Source organism: Cypionkella aquatica (assembly GCF_030161095.1).
Taxonomy (GTDB): domain Bacteria; phylum Pseudomonadota; class Alphaproteobacteria; order Rhodobacterales; family Rhodobacteraceae; genus Cypionkella; species Cypionkella aquatica.
The window spans coordinates 131450-156444 of sequence record NZ_BSPP01000011.1 but is presented as its reverse complement, the minus strand read 5'-3'; the positions used below and the strand labels follow the sequence as shown (position 1 = coordinate 156444).

Sequence of the window (24995 nt, the reverse complement as noted above, 5' to 3'; positions counted from 1 at the left end):
ACTCTAGCTCCAAACGCTCTCAGTCTTCATCCCAAATTACCGTATCTTTGATCATCTTTTCAAACAGATCTCGAACGGCTTCGCATTGCGAACGACTCGGCGGCAAAGACCGACAGTATCTACCGGACTCTGCATTAAGATACCACAACAAATTATTTTCGTGTTCGTCAAGCAAAAGCTCACCTGCCATCCGCGCGTGACCAGAGTTCAATAGGGTAGGGTGGCCTAGCTTTTTTTCTTTTGCAGGATGAGTTGGAAACCCACGCCTGCGAGGATGGCCGTATCGTAAAGTCGGGTCAGAAGCGTCATCCGGTGGCAAGACTTCCTCAAAAGCAAGAAAGACCTTTCCCTCCACGTCCATCGCCCAAATAAACAAAAAACACGTCGCCGATGCCCGGAATAGCTCCGTAGCAGAAATCTGGCGATAGTCCTTCAGTGCTTTCCCGCTTACAGCATCTAAAAGCACCTTCGACACAGGAACGGTTTCTTGTTCCCAAGGCTGAACATTCGAAGGCGCTCGCGGCATGCCGAACATCAAATCGTGATCTATCACCGCAACAAACTCATTTTTCAATCTTGAGGACTTTGTCGGTCTTGAAATTACTTACACGCGGCATGGCGCAGACAAGCTTAAGTTGTCAAGCCTTCGCTCACTGTAATGCGCCGTTGTCCGGACGATTAGCAGAGCGATGTCACAGAAAGACTTTGGTTTTGTGCAGCAAGATTTGGAGCCTTGCTAGCGCCACGGCCAACGGAACCGTTTCTCACTTGGGTTGGAAGTAGCGTTCTATGTGATCCATGATGTCGTCCATCAGCGCGCCGGAGCGGGTTTCTGGGCCGGAAAAGCGCATGATCCAACTGTCGCCGGATTTTTCGCGCCGGATCGTTAAGCCTTGTTTCAAATGCAGAATTCGTCTGGGGCGGCCCGGTTGGGTTGCGGTGGCGTCCTCGGCGGGCTCGTCCAGCGACTCGGACAGGATCGGCAGCAGGGCTTGCCATTGCGCGGGCAAGGCAGAGCGGCGGTGGTCGCGTAAGGTGTGGTGCATCAGCTCGGACAGGCCTGCGCGCAGGGCGGCGGACAGGCGGTGCATTTGGCGGCCTGTCAGGCGTTCTGGGGTGGCGATGGCGTCTTCAAGGTCTTCGACGACCTCGGCGAAGGCGCGCAAGCGGGCGCGTTTTTGGCGCGACGCACTGGCGTGCAGGGTTTGGGTGGCGGCGTCCAGCGTGTCGAAAATGCCCTCGCGGGTCGCGGCGAGAAGGGTGGCGCCTTTCTCCCATGGGCTTATTTCCGCGCGGATTTCATTTTCGGCGACCATATCGGCCATGGCTTGCGGGATGCTGTCTGGAGTGCGGATGAAGGCTGCGATTTCGGTGAATGTGCCGTTCTGGCGCAGATCGGCGAGGCGCTGGTGGGCGGTGAGGCGGCGCAGGCCCGAGATCAGGCCGTAGCGGTGGATCTCGGTCGGTTGCGACAATTGCCAGACCTCGATCGGTTGGCGCAGACCCGAGGTGGCGATCGAGGTGGTGAGTTCGGCCATCGCCTCGGGGTCAAGTTGGGTGCGGTCGCGCGGCAGGGCTTCGGCGTCGATGTCAGCGATGGGGATAAGGATGTGATGGGTCATTGGCTGCTCCGGTTCTTTGGGGAATTGGAGCGTGGTTTGGTTAAGATGGCGTGGCGGTTGCGGGCGGTGGTGGGGGCTTTGCTACAGAACCGGGGTCAGCAGGGGGCGATTTGCGAAATGGGCGGCCAGGTTGTCGCGCATCAGCTGGCCCATGGCGCGGCGGGTGGCATGGGTGGCCGAGGCGTGGTGCGGTTGCAGCAGCGCGTTGGGAAGCGGGGCGAAGCGCGGGTTGATGTGGGGTTCGGCGTCAAACACGTCGAGGGCGGCTCCGGCGATTTGATGGCTTTCGAGGGCGTCGAGCAGGGCGGATTCGTCGACATTGGCGGCGCGCGAGATGTTGATCAGATAGCCGTCGGGGCCGAGGGCTTTCAGCGTGGCTGCGTTGACGATGTGGCGGGTTTCGGGCGTGGCCGCGGCGGTGACGAACAGAAAATCGGCGTGGGCGGCGAGGGCAATGGGATCGGGGATGTATTTGTAGGGCAAAGGTTTTTCGCTGCGGGCGGCATAGGCGATGTCGATGCCAAAGCCCGTCAGGCGGGTGGCCAATTCTTGGCCGATGCGGCCCATACCGAGGATGCCGGCTTTTGCGCCCCAGACGCGGCGTTGCAATGGGAAGCTGGTTCGCGTCCACGCGCCTGATCGGGCGTGATGGTCGGCGCTTGGGATCTGGCGGGCGATGGCAAGCATCATGCCCACCGCAAGATCGGCGCAATCGCCGGTCAGCACATCGGGGGTGTTGGTGATCTGGATGTGGCGTTCGGCGCAGAGGCTGAGGTCGATATTGTCGTAGCCGACGCCGTAGATCGCGATGAGTTTCAGGTTCGGACAGGCTTTGATGATCTCGGATGGTACCCCTGCCCCGCCGCTGGTGGCGATGGCCTCGATCAGGTCGGGGGCGCTGAGGGGAAGGTGGTGGCAGGTGTAGGTGGCGTCAAGCGCGGTTTGGTCCCAATCGGGGTAGCTGGAGAGTTGCAGGATATGCGGTTTCAGCATCGCGTGCGGCATTGGGGGGCCTCGGATTGACAGGGCGGCGTTACCGGTAACATAACTGCGCGGCGGCGCTGGTGTCGAGCGGGGGATGGGATGAAGCTGTTTGATTTGACGGGTAAGCGGGCGTTGATCACGGGATCGTCGCAGGGCATCGGCTTGGCTTTGGCAAAGGGGCTGGCAGAAGCCGGGGCCGAGGTGGTGCTGAACGGGCGCGATGCGGCGCGGTTGGCGTTGGCGGTGGCGCAGGTGCCGGGCGGGCGCGGGCTGGAATTTGATGCAAGCGATCATAAGGCGGTGCGCGCGGCGGTGGATGGCTTTGAGGCCGAGGTGGGGGCGATTGATATTCTGGTGAACAACGCCGGGATGCAGCATCGCGGGCCGCTGGAAGAATTCCCGGAGGAAGCGTTTCAGCGGCTGTTGCAGACCAATATCACCACGGTGTTCAACGTGGGGCAGGCTTGCGCGCGGCATATGATCAAGCGCGGGGCGGGCAAGATCATCAACATCGCCTCGGTGCAGACGGCCTTGGCGCGGCCGGGGATCGCACCCTATACCGCAACCAAGGGGGCGGTGGGGAACCTGACCAAGGGCATGGCGACGGATTGGGCGAAGCATGGGCTGCAATGCAATGCGATTGCCCCGGGGTATTTTGAAACACCGCTCAATGCAGCTTTGATCGCGGACCCTGCGTTCAACGATTGGCTGATCAAGCGCACGCCTGCGGGGCGCTGGGGACGGGTCGAGGAATTGGTGGGGGCTGCGGTGTTCCTGGCCTCGGCTGCGTCGAGTTTCGTCAATGGGCAGTGCCTGCATGTGGATGGCGGCATCACGGTATCCCTGTGAAAATCGTGCTGATGGGGGTGGCGGGGTCGGGGAAATCCTCGGTCGGGGCGGCGCTGAGTGCGGCGCTGGCCCTGCCCTACCGCGACGGCGACGACCTGCACCCGGCAGAGAATATCGCCAAGATGCGCCGGGGTGAGGCTTTGACAGATGCCGACCGCTGGCCGTGGCTGGCGCTTGTGGGGCAGGCTTTGGGCGGGCCGGGGATCGTGGGATGCTCGGCCTTGAAGCAGAGCTACCGCGCGCTGATTGATGCGCAGGCGGGCGGCGGGGTGGTGTTTGTGCTGCTGTCGGGGTCGCGCGCAGTGATCGAGGCGCGGATGGCGGCACGGGTGGGACATTTCATGCCAAGTTCGTTGCTGGACAGTCAGTTTGCGACTTTGGAGGTTCCGGGGGTGGGCGAGCGGGCGGTGATCGTCGACATTGATCAACCGTTGGTGGATGTGGTGGCGGAGATTGTTTTCAAGCTGGGGGCATTGGGGCTGGCCGCTGGGGGCTCGCGCCCAGACCCCGAGGATATTTGAGCCCGTCTCAAAACAAATTTAAGTTAAATTTTAGGGGATGGGGTGGGGTTTTGCCTAAAGGGCGACCCGTCTCGCACGAGTTGATGATTTCACATGGGTCCAAGTATTCCATTGGGCGGACGGGGGGGAGCGTGGCTCCCTCCCGGCGGTTGGTGAGGGGCGGCGCGGTTACAGCAGGGTCATGCTTTGGATCTCGCGTGCCAGTCGTGCGGCCACCGGCGGCAGGATCGCGCCTGCGCGGGTGACGAGGCCGAAGGGTTCGACCTCGATGCCAAGATTGATCGCAAGTTCGGTATAGGGCGCGTCCGGGTGCGCTGAAAAGCTGGTCACCACGGCGCGCGCAAGGGGCGCTATGGCGTTGGATTGTTGCAGCAGGGCAAAGATCAACAGGAACGACGCGGTGGACAGCCGTTGCGGCGGGCTGGGCAAGCCGCTGGCGTGCAGGCGGGCATGGACGGCGCGCGACAGCAGCGAGTCTGGCGGCGGCATCACCCAATCATAAGCCAGCAGATCCTCGGGGCGCGGGTTGGGGTGATTGGCCAATGGGTGGCCCTTGCGCACCACGAGGCTGACCGGTTCGGGCGCGATGGGTGTGAGGCTGAACAGATCGCGGGTTGGGCCTTCGGGCAGGCGACCAATCACGAAATCAAGGCGACCAGCCAGCATTTGCTCGCACAGAAGGTCGGAAGGCGAGACCACGACCTCGACCGTCACTTGCGGCGCGGTCAGGCGGGCGTTGCGCAGGGTTGGCAGCACGCGGTCGATGGCAGGGCCGGTCACGCTTCCGATCCGCACATGGCCAACCGTGCCAGAGGCGACCTCGGTGATGTCGCGGGCGGCGTCGCGCAGCTCCATCTGGATGCGTTGCGCGCGCAGGGCAAGGGCTTGCCCCACTGCCGTCAGCGTCATGCCGCGCCCGGTGCGATGATGCACCGGGGCACCGACGATACGTTCAACCTCGGCCAAAAGCCGCGAGGCGGCGGGCTGGGTGGTGCCGATGCGATCTGCGGCAAGGCTGATCTGACCCATTTCGGCCAAAGCTGCCAGCAGCCGCAGATGGCTGAGTTTCAGGCCGCGTTGTGCCATAATATCGGCGGTGATTGATTTTGGCATATCATTCTCGACATATATCTATGCTATTTCATCATTTGACCGATATATTTCGCTGTTGCAAGAGTGCCGCACGGTCTCGGGAGGGCCTTCATCCGTTTTGCTCTGTCGATCCGTCAGGTTTTCACGGCTTTTGCCGTTTGGGAGGATAAAGAATGCAAGTTTCAAGAAGGGCGCTTTTGGCGCTGGGCGGCGCTGCGGCTGCATCGAGCATCGTCGGTCTGCCGGCTTTCGCGCAGGACAAGGGCAGCATCGGCATCGCCATGCCGACGCAGTCTTCGGCACGTTGGATTTCGGACGGCAAGTCGATGGTGGATCAGTTCACCGCAGCTGGCTACACCGCTGATCTGCAATATGCAGAAGACGACATTCCGAACCAGCTGGCACAAATCGAAAACATGATCACCAATGGCGTGAAAGCGCTGGTGATTGCGGCCATCGACGGCACCACTTTGTCGAACGCTTTGGATGCGGCCAACAAGGCTGGCATCAAGGTCATCGCCTATGACCGTCTGATCCGCGATTCCGGCTCGGTCGATTATTACGCGACCTTTGACAACTTCAAGGTTGGCGTGCAGCAGGCGACCACTTTGGTTGACGGCCTGAAAGAGCGTTTTGCCGACACCAAGCCGTGGAATGTCGAGCTGTTCGGCGGCAGCCCGGACGACAACAACGCGTTCTTCTTCTACAATGGCGCGATGTCGGTGTTGCAGCCGATGATCGACTCGGGCGAGATCGTGATCCCGTCGGGCCAGATGGGCATGGAAGTTGTCGGCACCCTGCGTTGGGATGGTGCTGTGGCGCAGGCGCGCATGGACAACCTGCTGTCGTCGAACTACGGCGACAAAGTGCTGCATGGCGCACTGTCGCCTTACGATGGTCTGTCGATCGGGATTCTGTCTTCGGTCAAGGGCGTGGGCTATGGCTCGGGCGATCTGAAAATGCCGATCGTCACCGGGCAAGATTGCGAAGTGCCTTCGGTCAAGTCGATGATCGCGGGCGAGCAGTATTCGTCGATCTTCAAAGACACCCGCGAGCTGGCAAAAGTCACCGTGAAGATGGTGGATGCGATCCTGTCGGGTGGCACTCCGGAAATCAACGACGAGAAAACCTATGACAACGGCGTCAAGGTTGTGCCGTCGTATCTGCTGGAAAGCCAGCCTGTCACTGCAGCGAACTACGAAGCTGTGTTGGTGACTTCGGGCTATTACACTGCTGAAGAGCTGAAGTAAGCTTTTCCCGTGCCCGTCTGGTTGGGCGGGCACGGGGTTTTACGGGGGAAGTCATGACAGCACTGTTGGAAATGCGGGGGATCAGCAAGGTCTTTCCGGGCGTTCGGGCGTTGGACAATGTGTCATTAAGCGTCGAGCCGGGCGAGATCCACGCGATCTGCGGCGAGAATGGCGCGGGCAAATCGACGCTGATGAAGGTGCTGTCGGGGGTGTATCCGTTTGGCTCTTACGAGGGCGATATCATTTATGACGGCGAGACTTTGGCTTGCCGCAATATCCGCGACAGTGAACATCGCGGGATTATCATTATTCACCAAGAGCTTGCGCTGGTTCCGCTACTGTCGATTGCCGAGAATCTGTTTCTTGGCAACGAGGTGGCGAAGAACGGGGTGATCAACTGGGGCGAGGCTTATCAGCGCACGGAAGGGCTGCTGAAGAAAGTCGGTCTGAACGAATTGCCGACCACCAAGGTGGAAAAGCTGGGCGTCGGCAAGCAGCAGTTGATCGAGATCGCCAAGGCTTTGGCCAAGGATGTGCGGTTGTTGATCCTCGACGAGCCGACCGCTGCTTTGCAGGAGAATGACAGCCAGAAGCTGCTGGATCTGATGCTGGAGTTGAAGGCGCAGGGCGTCACGCAGATCATCATTTCGCACAAGCTGAACGAGATTTCCCGTGTGGCTGACAGGATCACCGTGATCCGCGATGGCGCTTCGGTGTCGACGATGGACAAGCACGAGATCACCGAAGACCGCATCATCCGCGATATGGTCGGCCGCGATATGGCGCATCGCTATCCTGAGCGGACCTCCAACCCGGGCGAGGTGTTGATGGAGGTCAAGGACTGGAACGTCTGGCATCCTGAACAAGCGGATCGGCAGATCATCAAGAACGCCGCGTTCAACGTCAAAAAGGGCGAGATCGTTGGCATCGCGGGGCTGATGGGCACCGGGCGCACCGAACTTGCGATGTCGATTTTCGGCAAGTCTTATGGGCAGGGCCACAAGGGCAGCATCAAGATGCACGGGGTTGAGGTGGATGTGTCCACTGTGCCGAAGGCCGTGAAGGCTGGGATTGCTTATGTGACCGAGGATCGCAAGGGCTTGGGCCTGATCCTTGAGGAGCCGATTGTGAAGAATATTACGCTGGCCAATCTGGCGGGCGTGGCGATGAAGGGCGTGCTGGACAAACGGCGCGAAACCCGTGTGGCCGAGGGCTATCGCAAGCAACTCGCGATCCGCACGCCGGGTGTGCAGCAAAAGGTGATGAACCTTTCGGGCGGCAACCAGCAAAAGGTGGTTTTGTCGAAATGGCTGTTCACCGAGCCCGAGGTGCTGATCCTCGACGAGCCGACGCGCGGCATCGACGTTGGTGCCAAGTTTGAGATTTACACCATCATGAAGGAACTCGCCGAACAGGGGCGGTCGATTGTGATGATCAGCTCGGAAATGCCCGAGTTGCTGGGGATGTGTGACCGGATTTATGTGATGAATGAAGGGCGTATCGTGGGGGAATTGGATCGGTCAGAAGCCAGCCAAGAGAAGATCATGGCGCTGATCCTGAAGGGCGAAGGGAAGGCTGCATAATGGCACAAGACAAGAAATCAGGCTCGGCATTGGGCGAGCGGCTGCGCGAAAACGGCATGTTGCTGGCGCTGGTGGCGATTGTGGCGCTGTTCTCGATCCTGCTGGGCTTGCAAGGCAAGACGTTCTTGCAGCCGCAAAACATCACCAACATCTTCTTGCAGAATGGCCATGTGATCATTCTGGCCTTGGGCATGCTGCTGGTGATTGTCGCCGGGCATATCGACCTTTCTGTCGGGTCGGTTGCGGCGTTCACCGGGGCAGTTGCGGCGTACCTCACGGTCAAAGTCGGCCTGCCGTTCTATATCGTGATCCCCGCGACGCTGATCGTTGGCGGCTGCATTGGTGCTGTGCAAGGCTATTGGGTGGCGTTCTGGCGGATCCCGTCGTTCATCGTCACGCTGGCGGGGATGATGGTGTTCCGGGGTGCCACGATGTGGATGCTGGGCGGGCAGAACATCGGGCCGTTTCCGAAAGAATTCCAAGCGATTTCAAGTGGTTTCCTGCCCGATCTGACCGGGATCGGCCAACCGCATGGCTTGACGGTTCTGCTGGTGGTGCTGGCGATTGGCGCGCAGTTCTGGCTGGGGTTCCGTGCACGCGCACGGGATGCAGAGTTCGGGATTGAGCCAGAGCCGATGGCTTTGTTCATGGGCCGCACCGTGTTGATCGCGGCGGCGACGGGCTTTGTCGGCTATCAACTGGCGTTTCTGAAGGGCCTGCCGAATGTGCTGGTGGTGCTGATCGTTCTGACCGTGCTCTATGCGTTTTTCACTGAAAACACCACGATGGGACGGCGGATTTACGCGGTGGGCGGCAATGAAAAGGCCGCGAAACTGTCGGGCATCAACTCGGATCGTCTGGTGTTTGCGTGCTTTGTCAACATGGGCGTGCTGGCATCGCTGGCGGGGATGATGGTGACGGCGCGTCTGAATTCGGCGACGCCCAAGGCGGGCACCGGGTTCGAGTTGGATGCGATTGCTTCGGTGTTCATTGGCGGTGCGTCGATGACCGGGGGTTCGGGCAAGATCGTCGGTGTGGTGATCGGCGCACTGATCATGGGCGTGATGAATATGGGCATGTCGATCATGGGCATCGGCATTGATTATCAGCAGATGATCAAGGGCCTTGTGCTGTTGGCCGCCGTGATCTTCGACGTATACAATAAAGCGAAATAAGGCAGAAATATCATGCTGTTGTCTCAGATTTTGAATGTGGATGGGTCGATCAGCGTCGTGGCGCGGGAAGGCTCTGAGGCGGCTGTGGTGCGCGGGGCTGTCAGCACCTATGCGCTGGCTATGGAAGCTTTGGCGCAGGGCCGTGGTCTGGCGGAAGTGATCGCGGCGCGGGGCTTGGGCGATGCGGTGGATCTGGTGGCTTTGGCTGCTGCGGGTCGGCTGGCTTTGCCGATCACTCACCCGGATCTGACCCATATGCACTTGACCGGCACTGGCCTGACGCATCTTGGCTCGGCTGCGACGCGGGACGCGATGCACGCCAAGCTGGGTGAGGCGGCGGTTTTGACCGACAGCATGAAGATGTTCCAGATGGGTCTGGCGGATGGTCGCCCGGCTGCGGGGCAAGTCGGCGTGCAGCCCGAGTGGTTCTACAAGGGCAACGGCTATACGGCGGTGGCGCCGGGTGCGGCGCTGACTTCGCCGGGGTTCGCGCTGGATGGCGGCGAAGAACCTGAACTCGCCGGGATTTACCTGATCGACACCGATGGCACCCCTGCCCGCGTCGGCTGGGCCTTGGCGAATGAGTTTTCCGACCATGTGACCGAGCGGATCAACTACCTGTTCCTCGCCCATTCCAAACTGCGCGAGGCCTCTTTTGGGCCGGAACTGCTGGTGGGAGATCTGCCTTTGGATGTGCGCGGGGCGAGCCGGATCTGGCGCGATGGCAAAGCGATTTTCGACAAGCCGTTCCTGTCGGGAGAGGCCAACATGTCGCATACCTTTGCGAACCTCGAGCATCACCACTTCAAATATGCCCTGTTCCGCCAACCCGGCGATCTGCATGTGCATATGTTTGGCACCGCGACCTTGAGTTTCGCCGATGGGCTGGCTGTGCTGCCCGGCGATACGTTTGAAATTCAGGTGGACGCCTTTGGTCTGCCGCTGCGCAATACTTTGGCCGTTGCCCCTGCCCTGCCGGGTGCGGTGACTGTCAAGCAACTCTGAGGATATGATGACCTTCAAACCTGCCGCATGGCCCCGCAAATTACGCTCGCAAACATGGTTTGGCGGCACGTCGAAGGACAATATCTATCACCGCGGCTGGATGAAAAACCAAGGCTTCCCGCCGGATCTGTTCGATGGGCGGCCCGTCATTGGCATCCTGAACACTTGGTCGGAACTGACCCCCTGCAACGCCCATCTGCGTGATCTGGCCGAGCGGGTGAAGCACGGCATCTATGAGGCGGGCGGTTTTCCGGTTGAGGTTCCGGTGTTTTCGGCTTCGGAAAGCGCGTTCCGTCCCACTGCGATGATGTTCCGTAACCTTGCGGCGATGGCGGTGGAAGAAGCGATGCGCGGCCAGCCGATGGATGGCTGCGTGCTGATGGTGGGCTGCGACAAAACCACGCCAAGCCTTTTGATGGCGGCAGCCAGCACGGATATTCCGTCGATCGTGGTGACGGGCGGGCCGATGCTGAACGGCTATTACAAGAATGAGCGGGTCGGGTCGGGGACTCACCTCTGGAAGTTTTCCGAGGCGGTGAAGGCTGGCACGATGACGCGCGAAGAGTTTGTCGATGCGGAAGCGTCGATGAGCCGCTCGCCTGGTTCGTGCAATACGATGGGCACCGCATCGACCATGGCAAGCATGGCGGAAGCTTTGGGTATGGCTTTGTCGGGCAATGCGGCTATTCCGGCGGTGGATTCGCGGCGTCGTGTGATGGCGCAACTGACGGGTCGGCGGATTGTGCAGATGGTCAAGGATGATCTGAAGCCGTCTGACGTGATGAAGAAAGAAGCATTTGAAAACGCCATTCGCACCAATGCTGCGATTGGTGGTTCTACCAACGCGGTGATCCACCTGCTGGCGATTGCGGGCCGGGTTGGGGTGGATCTGACGCTGGAAGACTGGGACCGTTGCGGGCGCGACGTGCCGACGATTGTGAACCTGATGCCGTCGGGCAAATACCTGATGGAGGAATTCTTCTATGCAGGCGGCCTGCCCGTCGTGATCAAGCGGCTGGGCGAAGCTGGGCTGCTGCATAAAGATGCCCTGACGGTTTCGGGCGAGTCTGCTTGGGATCAGGTCAAGGATGTCGTCAACCACAATGACGACGTGATCCTGCCTGCCGACAAAGCGCTGGCCAAATCCGGCGGCGTGGTGGTGGTGAAGGGCAATCTGGCCCCCAAGGGTGCGGTACTGAAACCCTCGGCGGCAACTGCTGCCCTGCTGACCCATCGCGGTCGCGCCGTGGTGTTTGAGGATATCGACGACTACAAGGCCAAGATCAACGACGAGGATCTCGACATCGACGAGACCTGCGTGATGGTCTTGAAAAACTGCGGGCCAAAGGGGTATCCGGGCATGGCAGAGGTCGGCAATATGGGTCTGCCACCGAAGATTTTGCGCAAAGGCATCACCGATATGGTGCGGATTTCCGACGCCCGGATGTCGGGCACCGCCTATGGCACGGTCGTGTTGCACACCTCGCCCGAAGCCGCTGCCGGGGGGCCGCTGGCGGTGGTGCAGAACGGCGATATGATCGAGTTGGACGTGCCGAACCGCCGCCTGCATCTGGATATTTCGGATGAAGACCTTGCGGCCCGTTTGGCCGCGTGGAAGCCGATCCATCCTTTGTATGAAAGCGGCTACGGCTGGCTGCACCAGCGCCATGTCGAGGGCGCAGATACCGGGGCTGACCTTGATTTCCTGAAAGGCGCGCGCGGCAATGCGGTGGGCAAGGATTCGCATTGATGAAAGTTGCTCTGGTTGGCATCGGCAAGATCGCCATTGATCAGCATGTTCCGGCGATTGCCAATTCCCCCGATTGGGAATTGGCCGCAACGGTGTCGCGGAAGGGATCAGTCGAAGGCGTCGAGGCGTTCGACGATTTCGCGGCGTTTCTGAGCGCACGTCCTGATGTGTCGGTGGTGTCCTTGTGCCTGCCGCCAGTGCCTCGGTTCGACTATGCCGAAGCGGCTTTGCTGGCGGGTCGGCATGTGATGTTGGAGAAGCCACCCGGCGCGACCTTGGCCGAGGTTCATGCCCTGCAGGCCTTGGCCGCTGCAAAAGGCCTGACGCTGTATACCACTTGGCACAGCCGGATGGCGCTTGCGGTGGCTCCGGCGAAGGCTTGGCTGGCGGATAAGCGCATCCTCAAAGCCCATATCACTTGGCGCGAGGATGTGCGCAAATGGCATCCGGGGCAGGATTGGGTGTTTGAACCGGGTGGGATGGGCGTGTTTGATCCCGGCATCAACGCCCTGTCGATCCTGACCGAAATCCTGCCCGCTCCGGTGCATCTGACCGCCGCCAGCCTTGAATTTCCGTCGAACCGCCAGACGCCGATCGGGGCCAAGCTGACGTTCTCGGGCAATGTCACCGCCGATTTCGATTGGCGGCAGACCGGGCCGCAGACATGGGACATCGAGGTTGAAACCGACCACGGCCCGATGGCGCTGCGGATGGGCGGCAACGTGCTGGAAATCAACGGTAAACCCGCAGGCGGCGAAAACACCATCATGGGCGAATACCCGGCGCTTTACGCGCGCATGGCCGAACTGGTGGCGCGAGGAGCGTCCGAGGTTGATCTCGCGCCGATGGTGCATGTGGCCGACGCGTTGACTTTGGGCCGACGCATTGAAACCGAGGCTTTCGACTTCTAATTTCACATTGGCTTAAATATCCCACGGGGGTCTGGGGGTGTGAAACCCTCAGCCTTCGATCAAGGAGACCATCATGCTAACAGGCAAACACCTTATCGCGGGCACTTGGGTCGCCGGCGACGCGACGTTCATGTCCTCACCTGCCACGGGTGCGGCGTTGGCTTTTGCAGTCGGCACCCCGGCGCAGGTCGATGCAGCGGTGCAAGGCGCGGAAGCGGCTTATCCCAGCTATTCCGCTCTCAGCCGTGACGCGCGCGCCGCGTTTCTGGACAAGATCGCCGAGGAAATCGACGCGCGGGGGCCGGAGATCACCGCGATTGGCACCTCGGAAACCGGCCTGCCCGCCGCCCGTCTGGAAGGTGAGCGGGGCCGCACCACCGGGCAGTTGCGGCTGTTCGCCAATCATATCCGCAAGGGCGAGTATCTCGACCGCCGTTTTGACGCGGCCCAGCCGGATCGCGCGCCCGCGCCGCGCCCCGAGATCCGCATGATACAGGTGCCCGTCGGCCCCGTTGCGGTGTTTGGGGCGTCTAACTTTCCTTTGGCGTTTTCAACAGCGGGCGGCGATACCGCCAGCGCTTTGGCCGCAGGCTGCCCTGTCGTTGTCAAAGGCCATTCGGCGCATCCGGGCACGGGCGAGATTGTTGCGCAAGCCATTGATGCGGCGATCAAAGCCTTGGGTCTGCACCCCGGTGTGTTTTCCTTGGTGCAAGGTGGCAACCGCGACGTGGGTGAGGCTTTGGTGCAGCATCCGCTGATCAAGGCGGTGGGCTTCACCGGGTCTTTGGGTGGCGGTCGGGCATTGTTTGACCTCTGCGCGCGCCGTCCCGAGCCGATCCCGTTCTTTGGCGAACTCGGCTCGGTCAACCCGATGTTCCTGCTGCCCGCCGCAGTCGCGGCGCGCGGTGACGCGCTGGCCGCAGGTTGGGCCGGGTCGCTGACTATGGGGGCGGGGCAGTTCTGCACCAATCCCGGCATCGCGGTGGTGATCGACGGGGCCGAGACGCAGGCGTTTATCGACGCGGCCAAGGCAGGTCTTGCTAAAGTTGGACCGCAAACCATGCTGACCGATGGTATTGCGCAGGCTTACCGCGCGGGCCGTGATCGGGTGGCGGCGGCAACAGGCGTGCAAGAACTGCTGACCTCGGTTTGCGACATGCGCCAGGCCACGCCCTATCTGTTTGAGGTATCGGGCGCGGATTGGCTCGCCAATCATGCTTTGGGCGAAGAAGTGTTCGGGCCTTTGGGGCTTGTGGTGCGGGTCGCGGATTTTGCTGAAATGCAGGCGGTGGCAAACGCATTGCAGGGCCAGTTGACCTGCACTTTGCAGATTGATCCGGGCGATTATCCGCAGGCCCGGGCGTTGCTGCCGGTGTTGGAGCGCAAGGCGGGCCGGGTGCTGGCCAACGGTTTCCCGACCGGCGTCGAGGTTGTCGATGCACAGGTGCATGGCGGGCCTTATCCGGCTTCGACCAACTTTGGCGCGACGAGCGTTGGCACGTTGTCAATCCGGCGCTGGTTGCGTCCGGTGGCGTTCCAGAATCTGCCTGCGGAATTGTTTCCAGCTGATTTGGTCTAGACTGATGGCGCAAGCCGGGGGGCCCGCCCCCCGGACCCCTGAGGATATTTAGGAACAGATGAAAAATAAGATTTAAATTTTAATGATTTACAGAAAGTTACGCCCGGCAAGATTGCGCATCAGGGCGGCAATGCCGAAGTTCCATTCCGGGGCCTCGGTGGACAGCTGGACGGTGTTTTGCAGCTGACCAAGCTCGGGCGCCGCGATCGTCACCACATCACCGATGTGATGGGTGAAGCCCTGCCCCGGGCCATCGCGGTCTTGCACCGGTGAGAACATCGTGCCGCAATACAGCATGAAACCGTCGGGATATTGGTGATGCCGCCCGCAGGTTTGCGCCACCAGATCGGCAGGGTCACGGCTGATCTCGCGCATCGACGACGCGCCTTGCAGCGCAAATCCGTCTGTGCCGGTGACAGTCAGGGTCAGATCGAGGTGGCGCACCGTGTCCAAAGTGAAATTGTCATCGAAAATCCGCACAAGTGGGCCGATGCTAGCCGCCGCATTGTTGTCTTTCGCTTTGCCAAGCAGCAGTGCCGAGCGGCCTTCGACATCGCGCAGGTTCACATCATTTCCCAAAGTTGCGCCGACAATCTGGCCCTTGGCATTGACCGCCAGAACCACCTCAGGCTCGGGGTTGTTCCAGCGGCTGATCGGGTGCAGGCCAACCGCAGCGCCGTAGCCCACGGCCGACATCGGTTGCGCTTTGGTGAACACCTCGGCATCCGGGCCGATGCCAACTTCAAGATATTGGCTCCATAAATTTTCCCTTTGCAGCAAGGCTTTAACCTCGGCAGCCTGCGCAGAGCCGGGGATCAGATCGCGCAGGGAATTGCCGATCACATCCGCCACCCTGCCGCGAATTTCAGCGGCGCGATCCGGGTTCCCGGCGGCACGTTCTTCGATCACCCGCTCGACCATCGAGCGCGCAAAGGTCACGCCGCAGGCCTTGACAGCTTGAAGATCATTGGGCGCAAGCAGGCGGGTCTGATCTGGCCCGGCTTGCATTGAAGCGGCGGCGATTTCTGCCAAGGTGCCGATTGCTTCGCCTGAGGTGGCGGCAATATGGTCTGCAATATCAGAGAGTTCCAACGCATCGCGCAGGGTCGGGGCTTTGCGGGTCGTGATGTCGTAAAGCATGCCTGCGCGCAGGGTCACAAGGCTGGGGCCAATGCCCGCACGCCAAACGCGGCCCAGCCAAAGACCATCAGGAAGGCGCAGCGTGCTGTCGGACATCGGGTTTCCTTTGCAAATCCACCGCCAGATTGAGCAATTTTCGCGGCGCTGTCGAGCGCTGGCTTCAGCGCACTCCGCCGCCCGCCCTGATCCAGCCGAAGTAATCCGCGCTGCCCATTTGGCCACCCTTCAACGCCAGTTGCAGCCCGTCATGCACACCATTTCCATGCGCTTGAAAAAGTGCTGCCCCCGGGATGGTCGGGGCAAGGGCGGTCAGCGCGAACAGGTCCAACTGGCGCGCGCCGTGGCCGGATGTATCGCCGCCCGAGATCACCGCGCGGCGGATGCGCGAGGCGCGCAGGCTGGCATCCAGAACGCGGCCAAGGCTTTCGCCGATGCGCTGATTGGCGGTCTCGGCGCTGATGTCGCTATGCGCAAGGGCCGCACGGAAGCCCGCGACGGCAGGATCATCCGGGCCAGCGGCGGTCAGGATCAGCGGGCTTTGACCTTGGGCGATCAGGTTCAGGGCTTTGGCAGTGGCGTCGGCCTCGGCGGCTGCCGGGCTGTGCAGCAGTGTCGAAGCGTCCAGACGCACCAGCCCAAAGCCATGTTCCGCCGACCAAGCAATCTGTGCTGCGGTGATCGGCGAGACGGAGCCCGACACCGCGATGATCTGCGGCACCGCCCCAACCGAGACGGCGGCAGGTACGACAGGAATAAGCCCGTTTCTTTGCCAATGTTCGATAAGTGCATATTCAACGCCCTGCGACCCCACCAAAAGCCGTAGTTTATCGCGATTGTGCCAAAGTAGTTGACCAACAGCAGCATCATTTTCTGCGTTCAACGTATCGAAGCCAAGCAGTTTCGCCGTTTGCAGCGCGCTGTTCAGCGCGGATTGACCGCCATCTGGGCTTGCCAAAGCCTCGATATCTATCAGCGCGGACGGAAGGCTAGACTGCGCGGCAAGGTGGCGCAAAACGTCAGATTCCGCCATCGGGGTGACCGGGTGTTGTGCCATCACCGGGTGGCGATCCAGCCGAAACACCCCCTGCGGCGTGCCCGCAAACAGATGCCCGAAGGCTTGATATCGCCGCATCCGGGGCGCTGCGGTCAACACCGGAACGCCTTGCGACGGGCAGGCCACCAAGGCGAGGTCGATGGCGGTGCCGATGTTGCCGACCTCGGGGGCTGAATCGAGGGTTGAGCAGATCTTATAGTGCAAAAACGGCGCGTTCAGCGTGGCAAGATAGGCCAAAGGCGCGGGCATATGCGCAGCCATCCACGCCGGGCTATGACTGCGGGCTGTCGAGGCGATTCCCAAACCGCGCATGTCAGGAAAGCGGGCGATTTGCGCCCGCGTTGGTGTGTCGAAAAACAGCACAGACGGCAGACCCACGAAGGTTAACGCCTCCATCACCGCAGCGGATCCGGTGAAATCGTCGCCATACCACGTCATCAGCAGGCCTTTCGGCAGGGTTTCAGGCGCAGTGCGCGGCATTGTGCTTCCTTCGACTTGACGTTGTCATATTATCTTATCATACCAGTTGAGCAAGAGCCTTTAGGAGAGACATCATGACGAAGATTGCGCTGTTTGGAGCGGGCGGGAAGATGGGCGTGCGGCTGTCGCGCAATCTGGCGAAAACCGATTACACGGTCGCCCATGTGGAGGTGTCGGAAGCCGGTCAGGCGCGGCTGAAAGAGGCGGTCGGCGCGGACTGTGTCGCCCCTGCGGCGGCTGTGCAGGGCGCTGATGTGGTGGTGCTGGCGGTACCGGATACCGCGATTGGCAAGGTCGCGCAGATGGTGGTGCCGATGGTGGCCCCCGGGACAATTGTGATCTGTCTGGATGCCGCCGCCCCCTTCGCGGGCCACCTGCCACCGCGCGCCGACATCACGTATTTCGTCACCCACCCCTGTCATCCGCCGATTTTCAACGATGAGACTGACCCGGAAGCAAAGCGCGATTTCTTCGGCGGCGTGGCTGCAAAACAGGGCGTCGTTAACGCTTTGATGCAGGGGCCGGAAGAGCATTACGCGGTTGGCGAAGCCGTCGCGCAGGCGATTTTTGCCCCAGTTGTGCGCTCGCATCGCGTGACGGTTGAGCAGATGGCGATGCTTGAGCCGGGCTTGTCCGAGACCGTTGTGGCGTCGCTTTTGGTGGTGATGCGCGAGGCGATGGACGAATGTGTGGCACGCGGTGTGCCGCAAGCAGCGGCGCGGGATTTCCTGTTGGGCCATATGAATATCCTGGCTGCGGTGATCTTTGACGAACAGCCGGGGGTATTTTCGGACGCTTGCAACAAGGCGATCGAGTTCGGCAAACCGGTACTGATGAAGGATGATTGGAAGCGCGTGTTTGAGTGGGACGAAATTACCGCGTCTATTCAGCGGATTACCTGAAGAACCTTATGTAAAAACGCCCCCCGATTGGTTTCGGAGGGCGTTTTTCTGTGCTGTGGCAAGCGATGCTTACTTGCCACCAAATTTCTGCAATGCTTGCGCTAATGCTTTGTGATCTTTAGCATAATCGACCAAAGACACACCTTGAACCGCAGCCTCCCATGCTTGGCGAATGGCCGCAACGCCACTGGCAGCACCACCCGGATGGCCGTGAATGCCGCCGCCGCCAAGATACATCAGATCGGTGGTTTGGCCGGTTCTAGCGTAGGTTTCCACCGCCTGACCGCCCCATTGACCAGATCCGACGACCGGCAAAGGGCGGTCTTTGAGCGAGAAAATCGGTGTTGCACAACTCTGGAACGAACGTACGAAACTGTCGTCAGGCTCCCAATACTTCGCAGCTATACCATTGATTTGAAACTGATCTACCCCCAGAAGCCGCCAGATTTTACCATAGGCTGCGAACTCCATCCCTAGGCCCGTATGCCGGGTCAGAATGTCCCAACCATTGCGGTGGGCGTGCAGGCAAAGCTGTGACCGCTTGCGCAAAAACGTCATGCCGCCGTAACCGATCGAGTTTATGTTGATCACTCCCGCGTTGCCACCAGCGCGGACGACAAGATCATGGTTTTCCATCATCTGATCTGGGTCGGCGGATGAAATTCCCCAAGCATACATCACCCGCTTGCCCGTGTTTTGCTCATGCGCGTCGATCACCGGCATCACGGCGTTGATGCGATCCGCCAAGGGCGAATAACCGGGACTCATCAGTTTTTCATCATCTTTGATAAAGTCCACGCCGGCCTCGCACAGCTCTTTCACCATCACCGCCGTATCCGCCGGAGCCAACCCCAAAGCGGGCTTGATGATAGAGCCGATGATCGGGCGGCCATAGACATTGGTTAACGCACGCGAGCCGTCGATACCAAATTGCGGGCCGGGATGGCGGGCAAAAGCGGGCGGCAAATCAAAGTCCATCACGCGCACGCCAGACAGCCCGCGCACCGAATAAACCCCGCCAACGGTGATCGTCATCAAGGCGGCAATGTCGGTGCCAACGGCTTCTAGCGGGTAGCCAATCACCACATCGGCGCGGTGAAACCGGTTGCCTTCGGTGGGGAAAGACGGTGTTTCGGTATCGGCCAGGGTCGTGACCGACAGCACGCGTGCGGCGCAGCGGGCTTTGACCTCGGCAGTTTCCCCGGGCAAAACGGTGAAGGTTCCCGTCGATTGATCAGAAGCAATTTTCGCAGCCAGTGCCGCCGGATCGCCTGGAGTTTCCAGTCGGTAAGTGACGCGGATCATATCTTCGGACATATGGCTGCCTTTCCTAACTGTGTCTCTTGCATACTCATCATACCTGTTGAATTCAAGCGTCTCGCGTGGCAAGATTTGGCGGAAGATAAGGAGCCTTGGTGTGAGCAAACCTCTGAACGGTGCAGTGATTGGCTGCGGATTTTTTGCGCAAAACCAGCTGCACGCTTGGGCGGCGCTGCCCGGCGCGCAAATTGTTGCGCTTTGCGACCGGGATCCGGTGCGGCTGGCCGAAACGGCGTCGCGGTTTGGCATTGTGCGCACCTATGCCGATGCAGCCGAGATGTTCGTAGCGGAGCGTCTGGATTTCGTCGACATCGCAACCACCGTTGCCTCGCACCGGCCTTTGGTCGAGATGGCGGCGCAAGCGGGCGTGCATGTGATCTGCCAAAAGCCGTTCGCCGCCAACATGACGGATGCGCGGGCGATGGTGGCTGCGGTCGAGGCCGCAGGTAAGACATTGATGGTGCATGAGAATTTTCGCTGGCAATCAGCCGTGCGGCGGGTAATCGAGATTGTGCGTGCAGGCACACTGGGCGAGGTGTTTTTTGGCCGGGTCAGCTTTCGTTCTGGCTTCGATGTGTTTTCGGGGCAACCCTATCTGGCCGAGGGCAAGCGGTTTATCATCGAGGATCTTGGCATCCATACCCTTGATATTGCACGGGCTTTGTTCGGGGATGTGATACGGACGGCGGCCACAACGCGGCGGATCAATCCGTCGATCAATGGCGAGGATGTCGCGACAATGCTGCTGACGCATCGTTCGGGCGCGACCTCGGTGGTGGATTGTTCTTATGCGACCAAGCGGATCCCGGAAACTTTCCCGGAAAGTTTGATTGAAATTGACGGCACTTTGGGCAGTTTGCGGCTGGATGCAGGGTATCAATTGGTGATGCAGGGGTGCGTGGAAGATCTGTCGCCGCCGCTGTTGGCTTGGGCCAGCCGACCCTGGCACAATATTCAGGAAAGCGTATTGATCATTCAGCGGCATTTTCTGGAATGTATCGCTGCGGGGGCGGCGCCTGAAACCTCGGGTCGGGACAATTTGCAGACGCTGGCGCTGGTCGAGGCGGCGTATCTCTCCGCCGCCGAAGCACGAACGGTCGATCTGGCAACGCTATGAAAATTACTGCGGGGGCGTTGAGTTTTGACTATGACTCGGGCGCGCTGCGCCAGATCAGTCTGGATGGGGTCGAGATCATCCGCGCCATAGCTTATCTGGTGCGCGATCGCGATTGGGGGACTCTGAGCCCCGTTATCAGCGAAGAACATATTGATTCTGAATATATTTCCTTTCAAGCGAGGTACGCCAACCAAGGGGCCAGTCTGCTGGTTTCGATGCGGATCGACTTTGCGGATGGGCTGACATTTACCGCAGATGCGCGGGCGATTGGTGCGTTTGAGACCAATCGGGCTGGCTTTACCGTGCTCCATCCGATCATCGGTGTCGCGGGGCAACCGGTGACAGTTGAACATTGTGACGGCGTGGTCCGCGAAGCAGAATTCCCGCTGTTGATCGCGCCGTGGCAGCCGTTTCAAAACCTGCGGGCGCTGACGCATGGTTTGGGCGGCTGGCAAGTGCGCTGCCAGATGGACGGCGATACGTTTGAGATGGAAGATCAGCGGCAATGGGGCGATGCAAGTTACAAGACCTATGTGCGGCCCTTGGCGCTGCCTTGGCCGTATCGGATCGCCGCCGATAGCGGCTTTTCGCAAGCCGTTCGGCTGAGCTGGCAGGCCGCAACCCGTGACAGCCATGCCCCACCGCCCGCGCTGGTGACCGGTGATTTTCCGCAAACTGCGCTTGTGATCACAGCAGAGGAAGCGCTGCGTGCAGCCTTGCGCCCGCACGATCTGAACGTGGTGAAACCGCAACGGCTGTTGTGCCATTTCGACGCGACTCAGCATGGGCTGGCCGAATTGCAGGCCTTTGCCGCGTTGCAGACCCTGTATGATGCCGCCTATGATCTGGAGCTGATTGCGCGCTGCGATGGCCCGCTTGATCTGGAATTTTCATGCTATGCCAAAGACTTGTCGGTCTCTGGCTTGAAGGTGGCTTCGATTATGGTTTGCCCTGCCGTGGACCGGCAATCAACTCCGCCGGGGTCGCCTTGGCCCGATTGCCCACCATTGGAAGATATTCACCGCGCCGCGCGGCAGGCGTTTCCGGATGTGGTTTTGGGTGGTGGCATGGTCAGCTTTTTCCCAGAGTTGAACCGCAAGCGCCCCCCCGTTGCCCTGCTGGATTTCGTCAGTCACGGGCTTTGCCCGATTGTGCATGATGCGGGCGATGGTGCGGTGATGCAGACTTTGGAAGCGGTGCCGCAGATCACCGCCTCGGCCCGCGCGATCATCGACGACACGCCCTATCGGCTTGGGCCAAGCACGATTGCGATGCGGCAAAATCCTTATGGCGCGCGCACGACTCCAAACCCCGATCAGGGTCGGGTCTGCATGACTGACGACGACCCCCGCCATCGCAGTGATTTCGGCGCGGCCTATGCTGTCGGATTGGCGGCGGCTTTGGTGGGATCAGGCGTGCAAGTATGGACACCCGCCGGGCTTTATGGCCCACGCGGGGTGATGGACGTTGAAGGCAACCCCTACCCTGTCGCCGCCGTGTTGCGTGAATTGGCGGCACAGGCCGGCCAAGCCGTCACCGCAGCGCTTACACCGAGCAAATTCGCACGTTTAAGCTTTCAGAACACCGAACTGCGCGCTAATCTAGCAACATATGGACCGGTGACGTATGGGTGACTTTGGCGTTGCAGCCAAGAGTGAGGGCGTGATGGTTACGGAAAAGATCACCCGGCAAAAGCTTTCCGATCAGGTGTTTGAGCGTCTGCGTGCGATGATCCTGACAGGAGAGCTTGGCGCAGGGGCGATTGTGCCCTCGGAGCGCGCCCTGATGGAACGCTTTGGCGTGGGTCGCCCTGCGGTGCGCGAGGCTTTGCAGCAGATGCATACGATGGGGCTGATCACCATTGCCCATGGCGAGCGTAGCCGGGTTAAGCCTTTGAATGCAGGCGCAGTTTTGGGGCAGGTCGATGCGGTAGCACAACTGCTGCTGTCGGCGGAACCCGAGGCATTGGCGCATCTGAAAGAAGCGCGGCGGATGTTTGAGGCAGGCATGGTGCGCATCGCCGCCGAAAAATCCATCGAGGCCGATGTGGTGGCCCTGTCGGATATTCTGGACGAACAACGCCGCTGTCTTGGCAATCCACGCGCCTTTATCGCCGCCGATATGGCCTTTCACACCCGGATTGCCGCGATGACTGGCAATCCGATCATGCTGGCAGTGTCGGAAGCCATGCTGAAATGGCTGTTCCAATATCACGCAGCATTGCTGCACTGGTCGGGCAAAGAAGAAGTTACTTTGCTGGAACACGCACGAATTCTAGAGCGGATCGCGGCAAAGGATGGTGCCGGTGCTGTGAGCGCGATGCAGGCGCATATTGCGCGCTCTGCGGATGTAATCGGGCATCACGGGTAAGGTCTTTGGTCATCCTCTCTGTCTAAATATCCCCGCCGGAGGCATCTACATGGGTCGAAGGAGCCTCCGGCGGGGATATTTAGACAGAGAGGATGACAATTTTAGGCAAATTTTAGCGGTTCAGCCCAAGGCGCGGGCAAATTCTGCGATTATCATGCTGGCCGAAACCGCGCCTGGGTCTTTGTGACCCAAACTGCGCGCGCCAAGGGTTGCGGCGCGGCCCAAGCTGGCCTGCATCTGTGCGGTGGCATCGGCTCCGGTCTGCGCGGCTTGCAGAATTTCGGGCCATGAAGCGCCGGATTTGGCGGCCTCGGATGCAGGATGCCACGCGTCGATCATGGTTTTTTGCCCCGGCGCGGCTTTACCACGATGCGCGATGCCTTCGGCCATTGCGGTGATCAGGCTGGGGGTCTCGGCGCGCGGCATTGCGGCGCGGGGGCCTGCAGCTTTGGCGGCGCGCATCAAAGCAGTGGCATAAAGCGGGCCGGAGGATGCGCCAACGGCGTTCAGAAAAGCCTTGGCTGCGGCGTTGAACTGATCTTGCAGCGTCGCGAGATTTTCGACGGCGAGGGCTGCGGCGGACATGCCTTGCGCCATCGCAATGCCATGGTCGGCGTCCCCAATCAGACCATCCAGCGCGCAGAGGGCATCCCGCTCGGCTGCCATGCGGGCAGCGAGGGCGGCGAACAGATCGGTGCAGTTTTGCGTTGTGAAATCCATCGCTTAGCCCACCCTGAACATGGCGCAGTCGCAGGGATGATCCAGCATTTTCGCAAGCTCATCATCCAGATGCATCACGGTAATCGACGCACCTGCCATCTCCATCGAGGTGCAATAGGGGCCGACAAGGCTGCTGTGGATGCCGAGGCCAGCCAGCTTGAGGCGTTCGGCGACGCGGGCGTAAAGGATGTAAAGCTCCATCAACGGGGTGGAGCCGAGCGAGTTCACCAGCACCGCAACCGATGCACCAGCGGGGGCGGCCATTTCGGCCAAGATCGCATCCATCATTTCATCCACCACCGCATCGGCGGGCTTTAACGGACCGCGCCGGATGCCGGGTTCACCGTGGATGCCCATGCCGATTTCCATCTCGCCTGCCGGTAAATCGAAGTTAAGGCGGCGGGTTTGTGGCAGGGAACAGGCGGAAAGTGCCACGCCCATCGTGTAGGTGCGGGCGTTCGCGTGGCGCGCGATGCGCTCTACCTCGTCCAGCGGCAGCATCAGATCGGCGGCAGCGCCCGCGGCTTTGAAGATAAAAACATTGCCCGCAACGCCGCGACGTTTGGCAGGGTTTGGCGAAGAGGCGATGTCGTCGGTTGTCAGCACGGTGCGGGCTTCGACGTTGTCCATTTGCAACAGCTCGGCCGCCATGTCGAAATTCATCACATCACCGGCGTAATTGCCATACATCAACAACACCCCTGCCCCGCCGTGCGTCGCAAGCGCTGCATCCACCACCGGCTGCGGCGGCGGCGAGGCAAAGACATTGCCCACTGCACAACCATCGGCCAAGCCTTTGCCAACAAAGCCTAAAAACGTAGGCTCATGCCCCGATCCACCACCAATGATCAGTGCCACTTTACCCGGACGCGGCCCGCTTTTGGCGATCACGGCGCGGGGGGCGGCAAGTGCCAGATGGTTCGGGTGGGCGGCTAGAACCCCCGCCAGCATTTCATCCACCGTGTGGTTGCCGTCGTTGATCAGCTTTTGCGTGGGTGCCATAGGTGCCTCCGGTTTCGGCAAAGATGCCTTGGGCTTGGAATGGAAACAAGCCCGGCCGAGGAGGAGACCGGGCTTGTTCAGCCTCGCGGTTGAGAGCGCAGCCGCGAGGTTACGAGTATTTCTGATCCAAAGCGTTGATTGCATCGACATTGGTGGCCGAGCGGCCATTTTCATCGAAGTTTTGCGCCAGAAAAGCGTCGGCGATGGCTTTCGCCAACTCTGACCCGATCACCCGCGCGCCCATGGTGATGATTTGCGCGTTGTTCGACAAAGCCGCACGTTCGGCGGAATAGGTGTCATGGGTCAGCGCTGCGCGGATGCCCGGCACTTTGTTGGCGGCAATGCACACACCTATGCCAGTGCCGCAGACCAGAATGGCGCGGTCGTATTTGCCTGCCAGCACGTCATTCGCCACGCGGTCGGACAGATTGGCGTAGAACGCATCCGGCCCGGCCTCGGTACGCGAAATCTCGGCGACATCATGCGCGCCCTTCAGATGTTCAGCGAGGAATTTAGCAAGGCCTTCGCCCGCGCTGTCACCAGCGATTGCAAGTTTCATTGGATTTCCT

At 60.5% G+C, this 24995-nt stretch carries 23 protein-coding genes; 13 read left to right on the top strand and 10 right to left on the bottom strand.

Annotated elements, in window-relative coordinates:
* Positions 1–19: 19 nt before the first annotated feature.
* The 3 genes from QQJ98_RS16100 to QQJ98_RS16090 form a co-directional block, all read right to left on the bottom strand.
* On the bottom strand, positions 20–574 hold the full coding sequence (locus QQJ98_RS16100; protein ID WP_284326384.1) for a hypothetical protein: 555 nt from the start codon (positions 572–574) through the stop codon (positions 20–22).
* Positions 575–764: 190 nt separating this feature from the next.
* On the bottom strand, positions 765–1622 hold the full coding sequence (locus tag QQJ98_RS16095) for a ParB/RepB/Spo0J family partition protein (RefSeq protein WP_284326383.1): 858 nt from the start codon (positions 1620–1622) through the stop codon (positions 765–767).
* 81 nt (positions 1623–1703) lie between these two features.
* Entirely contained in the window at positions 1704–2615 is a 912-nt protein-coding gene (locus QQJ98_RS16090; RefSeq protein ID WP_284326382.1) for a 2-hydroxyacid dehydrogenase, read from the bottom strand.
* Between the two features lie 90 nt (positions 2616–2705).
* Between QQJ98_RS16090 and QQJ98_RS16085 the strand changes: the two genes are divergently transcribed.
* Complete coding sequence (locus QQJ98_RS16085; RefSeq protein ID WP_284326381.1) at positions 2706–3455, top strand: SDR family oxidoreductase; 750 nt, start codon at positions 2706–2708, stop codon at positions 3453–3455.
* The gene (locus QQJ98_RS16080) at positions 3452–3976 is read left to right on the top strand and encodes a gluconokinase (protein WP_284326380.1); all 525 of its coding nucleotides are present in this window, start codon (positions 3452–3454) and stop codon (positions 3974–3976) included. Before QQJ98_RS16085 ends, QQJ98_RS16080 begins: the two co-directional genes overlap by 4 nt.
* 168 nt (positions 3977–4144) lie before the next feature.
* Here QQJ98_RS16080 and QQJ98_RS16075 read toward each other — a convergent pair whose 3' ends face one another.
* A complete protein-coding gene (locus QQJ98_RS16075) occupies positions 4145–5089 on the bottom strand; it encodes a LysR substrate-binding domain-containing protein (RefSeq protein WP_284326379.1) in 945 nt (314 codons plus the stop codon).
* Positions 5090–5241: 152 nt separating this feature from the next.
* Here QQJ98_RS16075 and chvE point away from each other — a divergent pair, with 152 nt between their 5' ends.
* The 7 genes from chvE (at position 5242) to QQJ98_RS16040 (ending at position 14321) form a co-directional block, all read left to right on the top strand.
* On the top strand, positions 5242–6318 hold the full coding sequence (gene chvE, locus QQJ98_RS16070) for a multiple monosaccharide ABC transporter substrate-binding protein (protein ID WP_284326378.1): 1077 nt from the start codon (positions 5242–5244) through the stop codon (positions 6316–6318).
* Between the two features lie 53 nt (positions 6319–6371).
* Positions 6372–7901 (top strand): multiple monosaccharide ABC transporter ATP-binding protein, encoded by a 1530-nt coding sequence (mmsA, locus tag QQJ98_RS16065; protein ID WP_284326377.1) that lies wholly within the window; start codon positions 6372–6374, stop codon positions 7899–7901.
* A complete protein-coding gene (gene mmsB / locus QQJ98_RS16060) occupies positions 7901–9076 on the top strand; it encodes a multiple monosaccharide ABC transporter permease (protein ID WP_284326376.1) in 1176 nt (391 codons plus the stop codon). The genes mmsA and mmsB overlap by 1 nt, the downstream gene beginning before the upstream one ends.
* Before the next feature lie 12 nt (positions 9077–9088).
* Entirely contained in the window at positions 9089–10081 is a 993-nt protein-coding gene (gene araD1, locus QQJ98_RS16055; protein WP_284326375.1) for an AraD1 family protein, read from the top strand.
* A gap of 7 nt (positions 10082–10088) precedes the next feature.
* The gene (araD, locus tag QQJ98_RS16050) at positions 10089–11831 is read left to right on the top strand and encodes an L-arabinonate dehydratase (RefSeq protein WP_284326374.1); all 1743 of its coding nucleotides are present in this window, start codon (positions 10089–10091) and stop codon (positions 11829–11831) included.
* On the top strand, positions 11831–12742 hold the full coding sequence (locus QQJ98_RS16045) for a Gfo/Idh/MocA family protein (RefSeq protein WP_284326373.1): 912 nt from the start codon (positions 11831–11833) through the stop codon (positions 12740–12742). The genes araD and QQJ98_RS16045 overlap by 1 nt, the downstream gene beginning before the upstream one ends.
* A gap of 73 nt (positions 12743–12815) precedes the next feature.
* Positions 12816–14321 carry an aldehyde dehydrogenase (NADP(+)) gene (locus QQJ98_RS16040; protein ID WP_284326372.1) on the top strand — a complete coding sequence of 502 codons (1506 nt, stop codon included), beginning with the start codon at positions 12816–12818 and terminating at the stop codon, positions 14319–14321.
* A gap of 87 nt (positions 14322–14408) precedes the next feature.
* On the opposite strand, the gene QQJ98_RS16035 is transcribed toward QQJ98_RS16040, so the two are convergent.
* Both QQJ98_RS16035 and QQJ98_RS16030 read right to left on the bottom strand, forming a co-directional pair.
* On the bottom strand, positions 14409–15557 hold the full coding sequence (locus QQJ98_RS16035; protein ID WP_284326371.1) for a fumarylacetoacetate hydrolase family protein: 1149 nt from the start codon (positions 15555–15557) through the stop codon (positions 14409–14411).
* Between the two features lie 64 nt (positions 15558–15621).
* On the bottom strand, positions 15622–16995 hold the full coding sequence (locus QQJ98_RS16030) for a four-carbon acid sugar kinase family protein (protein WP_284326370.1): 1374 nt from the start codon (positions 16993–16995) through the stop codon (positions 15622–15624).
* A 74-nt stretch (positions 16996–17069) separates the two neighbouring features.
* Here QQJ98_RS16030 and QQJ98_RS16025 point away from each other — a divergent pair, with 74 nt between their 5' ends.
* Positions 17070–17897, top strand: a complete 828-nt coding sequence (locus tag QQJ98_RS16025) for a phosphogluconate dehydrogenase C-terminal domain-containing protein (RefSeq protein ID WP_284326369.1) — start codon at positions 17070–17072, stop codon at positions 17895–17897.
* Positions 17898–17966: 69 nt separating this feature from the next.
* Here QQJ98_RS16025 and oiaX read toward each other — a convergent pair whose 3' ends face one another.
* On the bottom strand, positions 17967–19214 hold the full coding sequence (gene oiaX / locus QQJ98_RS16020) for a 3-oxo-isoapionate-4-phosphate decarboxylase OiaX (protein WP_284326368.1): 1248 nt from the start codon (positions 19212–19214) through the stop codon (positions 17967–17969).
* A 100-nt stretch (positions 19215–19314) separates the two neighbouring features.
* Here oiaX and QQJ98_RS16015 point away from each other — a divergent pair, with 100 nt between their 5' ends.
* From QQJ98_RS16015 to nanR, 3 genes are read left to right on the top strand one after another with little or no spacing between them, the layout of a single operon-like run.
* Positions 19315–20334, top strand: coding sequence for a Gfo/Idh/MocA family protein (locus QQJ98_RS16015; protein ID WP_284326367.1), 1020 nt, complete (start codon positions 19315–19317; stop codon positions 20332–20334).
* Complete coding sequence (locus QQJ98_RS16010) at positions 20331–21968, top strand: D-apionate lactonase family protein (protein WP_284326366.1); 1638 nt, start codon at positions 20331–20333, stop codon at positions 21966–21968. The genes QQJ98_RS16015 and QQJ98_RS16010 overlap by 4 nt, the downstream gene beginning before the upstream one ends.
* A gap of 31 nt (positions 21969–21999) precedes the next feature.
* Complete coding sequence (gene nanR, locus QQJ98_RS16005) at positions 22000–22704, top strand: transcriptional regulator NanR (RefSeq protein WP_284326365.1); 705 nt, start codon at positions 22000–22002, stop codon at positions 22702–22704.
* 120 nt (positions 22705–22824) lie between these two features.
* Here nanR and dhaL read toward each other — a convergent pair whose 3' ends face one another.
* The 3 genes from dhaL to derI all read right to left on the bottom strand — a co-directional run bounded on the left by dhaL (position 22825) and on the right by derI (position 24985).
* Positions 22825–23424 carry a dihydroxyacetone kinase subunit DhaL gene (gene dhaL / locus QQJ98_RS16000; protein ID WP_284326364.1) on the bottom strand — a complete coding sequence of 200 codons (600 nt, stop codon included), beginning with the start codon at positions 23422–23424 and terminating at the stop codon, positions 22825–22827.
* A 3-nt stretch (positions 23425–23427) separates the two neighbouring features.
* On the bottom strand, positions 23428–24426 hold the full coding sequence (locus tag QQJ98_RS15995; RefSeq protein WP_284326363.1) for a dihydroxyacetone kinase subunit DhaK: 999 nt from the start codon (positions 24424–24426) through the stop codon (positions 23428–23430).
* Positions 24427–24535: 109 nt separating this feature from the next.
* Positions 24536–24985 (bottom strand): D-erythrulose-4-phosphate isomerase, encoded by a 450-nt coding sequence (gene derI / locus QQJ98_RS15990; protein WP_284326362.1) that lies wholly within the window; start codon positions 24983–24985, stop codon positions 24536–24538.
* Positions 24986–24995: the final 10 nt, after the last annotated feature.

Excerpts from the sequence above, each read along its gene's own strand:
- QQJ98_RS16095 (WP_284326383.1), bottom strand. The coding sequence starts at position 1,622 with ATGACCCATCACATCCTTATCCCCATCGCTGACATCGACGCCGAAGCC.
- QQJ98_RS16090 (WP_284326382.1), bottom strand. The coding sequence starts at position 2,615 with ATGCTGAAACCGCATATCCTGCAACTCTCCAGCTACCCCGATTGGGAC.
- QQJ98_RS16085 (WP_284326381.1), top strand. The coding sequence starts at position 2,706 with ATGAAGCTGTTTGATTTGACGGGTAAGCGGGCGTTGATCACGGGATCG.
- QQJ98_RS16075 (WP_284326379.1), bottom strand. The coding sequence starts at position 5,089 with ATGCCAAAATCAATCACCGCCGATATTATGGCACAACGCGGCCTGAAA.
- chvE (WP_284326378.1), top strand. The coding sequence starts at position 5,242 with ATGCAAGTTTCAAGAAGGGCGCTTTTGGCGCTGGGCGGCGCTGCGGCT.
- mmsA (WP_284326377.1), top strand. The coding sequence starts at position 6,372 with ATGACAGCACTGTTGGAAATGCGGGGGATCAGCAAGGTCTTTCCGGGC.
- mmsB (WP_284326376.1), top strand. The coding sequence starts at position 7,901 with ATGGCACAAGACAAGAAATCAGGCTCGGCATTGGGCGAGCGGCTGCGC.
- araD1 (WP_284326375.1), top strand. The coding sequence starts at position 9,089 with ATGCTGTTGTCTCAGATTTTGAATGTGGATGGGTCGATCAGCGTCGTG.
- araD (WP_284326374.1), top strand. The coding sequence starts at position 10,089 with ATGACCTTCAAACCTGCCGCATGGCCCCGCAAATTACGCTCGCAAACA.
- QQJ98_RS16045 (WP_284326373.1), top strand. The coding sequence starts at position 11,831 with ATGAAAGTTGCTCTGGTTGGCATCGGCAAGATCGCCATTGATCAGCAT.
- QQJ98_RS16040 (WP_284326372.1), top strand. The coding sequence starts at position 12,816 with ATGCTAACAGGCAAACACCTTATCGCGGGCACTTGGGTCGCCGGCGAC.
- QQJ98_RS16035 (WP_284326371.1), bottom strand. The coding sequence starts at position 15,557 with ATGTCCGACAGCACGCTGCGCCTTCCTGATGGTCTTTGGCTGGGCCGC.
- QQJ98_RS16030 (WP_284326370.1), bottom strand. The coding sequence starts at position 16,995 with ATGCCGCGCACTGCGCCTGAAACCCTGCCGAAAGGCCTGCTGATGACG.
- QQJ98_RS16025 (WP_284326369.1), top strand. The coding sequence starts at position 17,070 with ATGACGAAGATTGCGCTGTTTGGAGCGGGCGGGAAGATGGGCGTGCGG.
- oiaX (WP_284326368.1), bottom strand. The coding sequence starts at position 19,214 with ATGTCCGAAGATATGATCCGCGTCACTTACCGACTGGAAACTCCAGGC.
- QQJ98_RS16010 (WP_284326366.1), top strand. The coding sequence starts at position 20,331 with ATGAAAATTACTGCGGGGGCGTTGAGTTTTGACTATGACTCGGGCGCG.
- nanR (WP_284326365.1), top strand. The coding sequence starts at position 22,000 with ATGGTTACGGAAAAGATCACCCGGCAAAAGCTTTCCGATCAGGTGTTT.
- dhaL (WP_284326364.1), bottom strand. The coding sequence starts at position 23,424 with ATGGATTTCACAACGCAAAACTGCACCGATCTGTTCGCCGCCCTCGCT.
- QQJ98_RS15995 (WP_284326363.1), bottom strand. The coding sequence starts at position 24,426 with ATGGCACCCACGCAAAAGCTGATCAACGACGGCAACCACACGGTGGAT.
- derI (WP_284326362.1), bottom strand. The coding sequence starts at position 24,985 with ATGAAACTTGCAATCGCTGGTGACAGCGCGGGCGAAGGCCTTGCTAAA.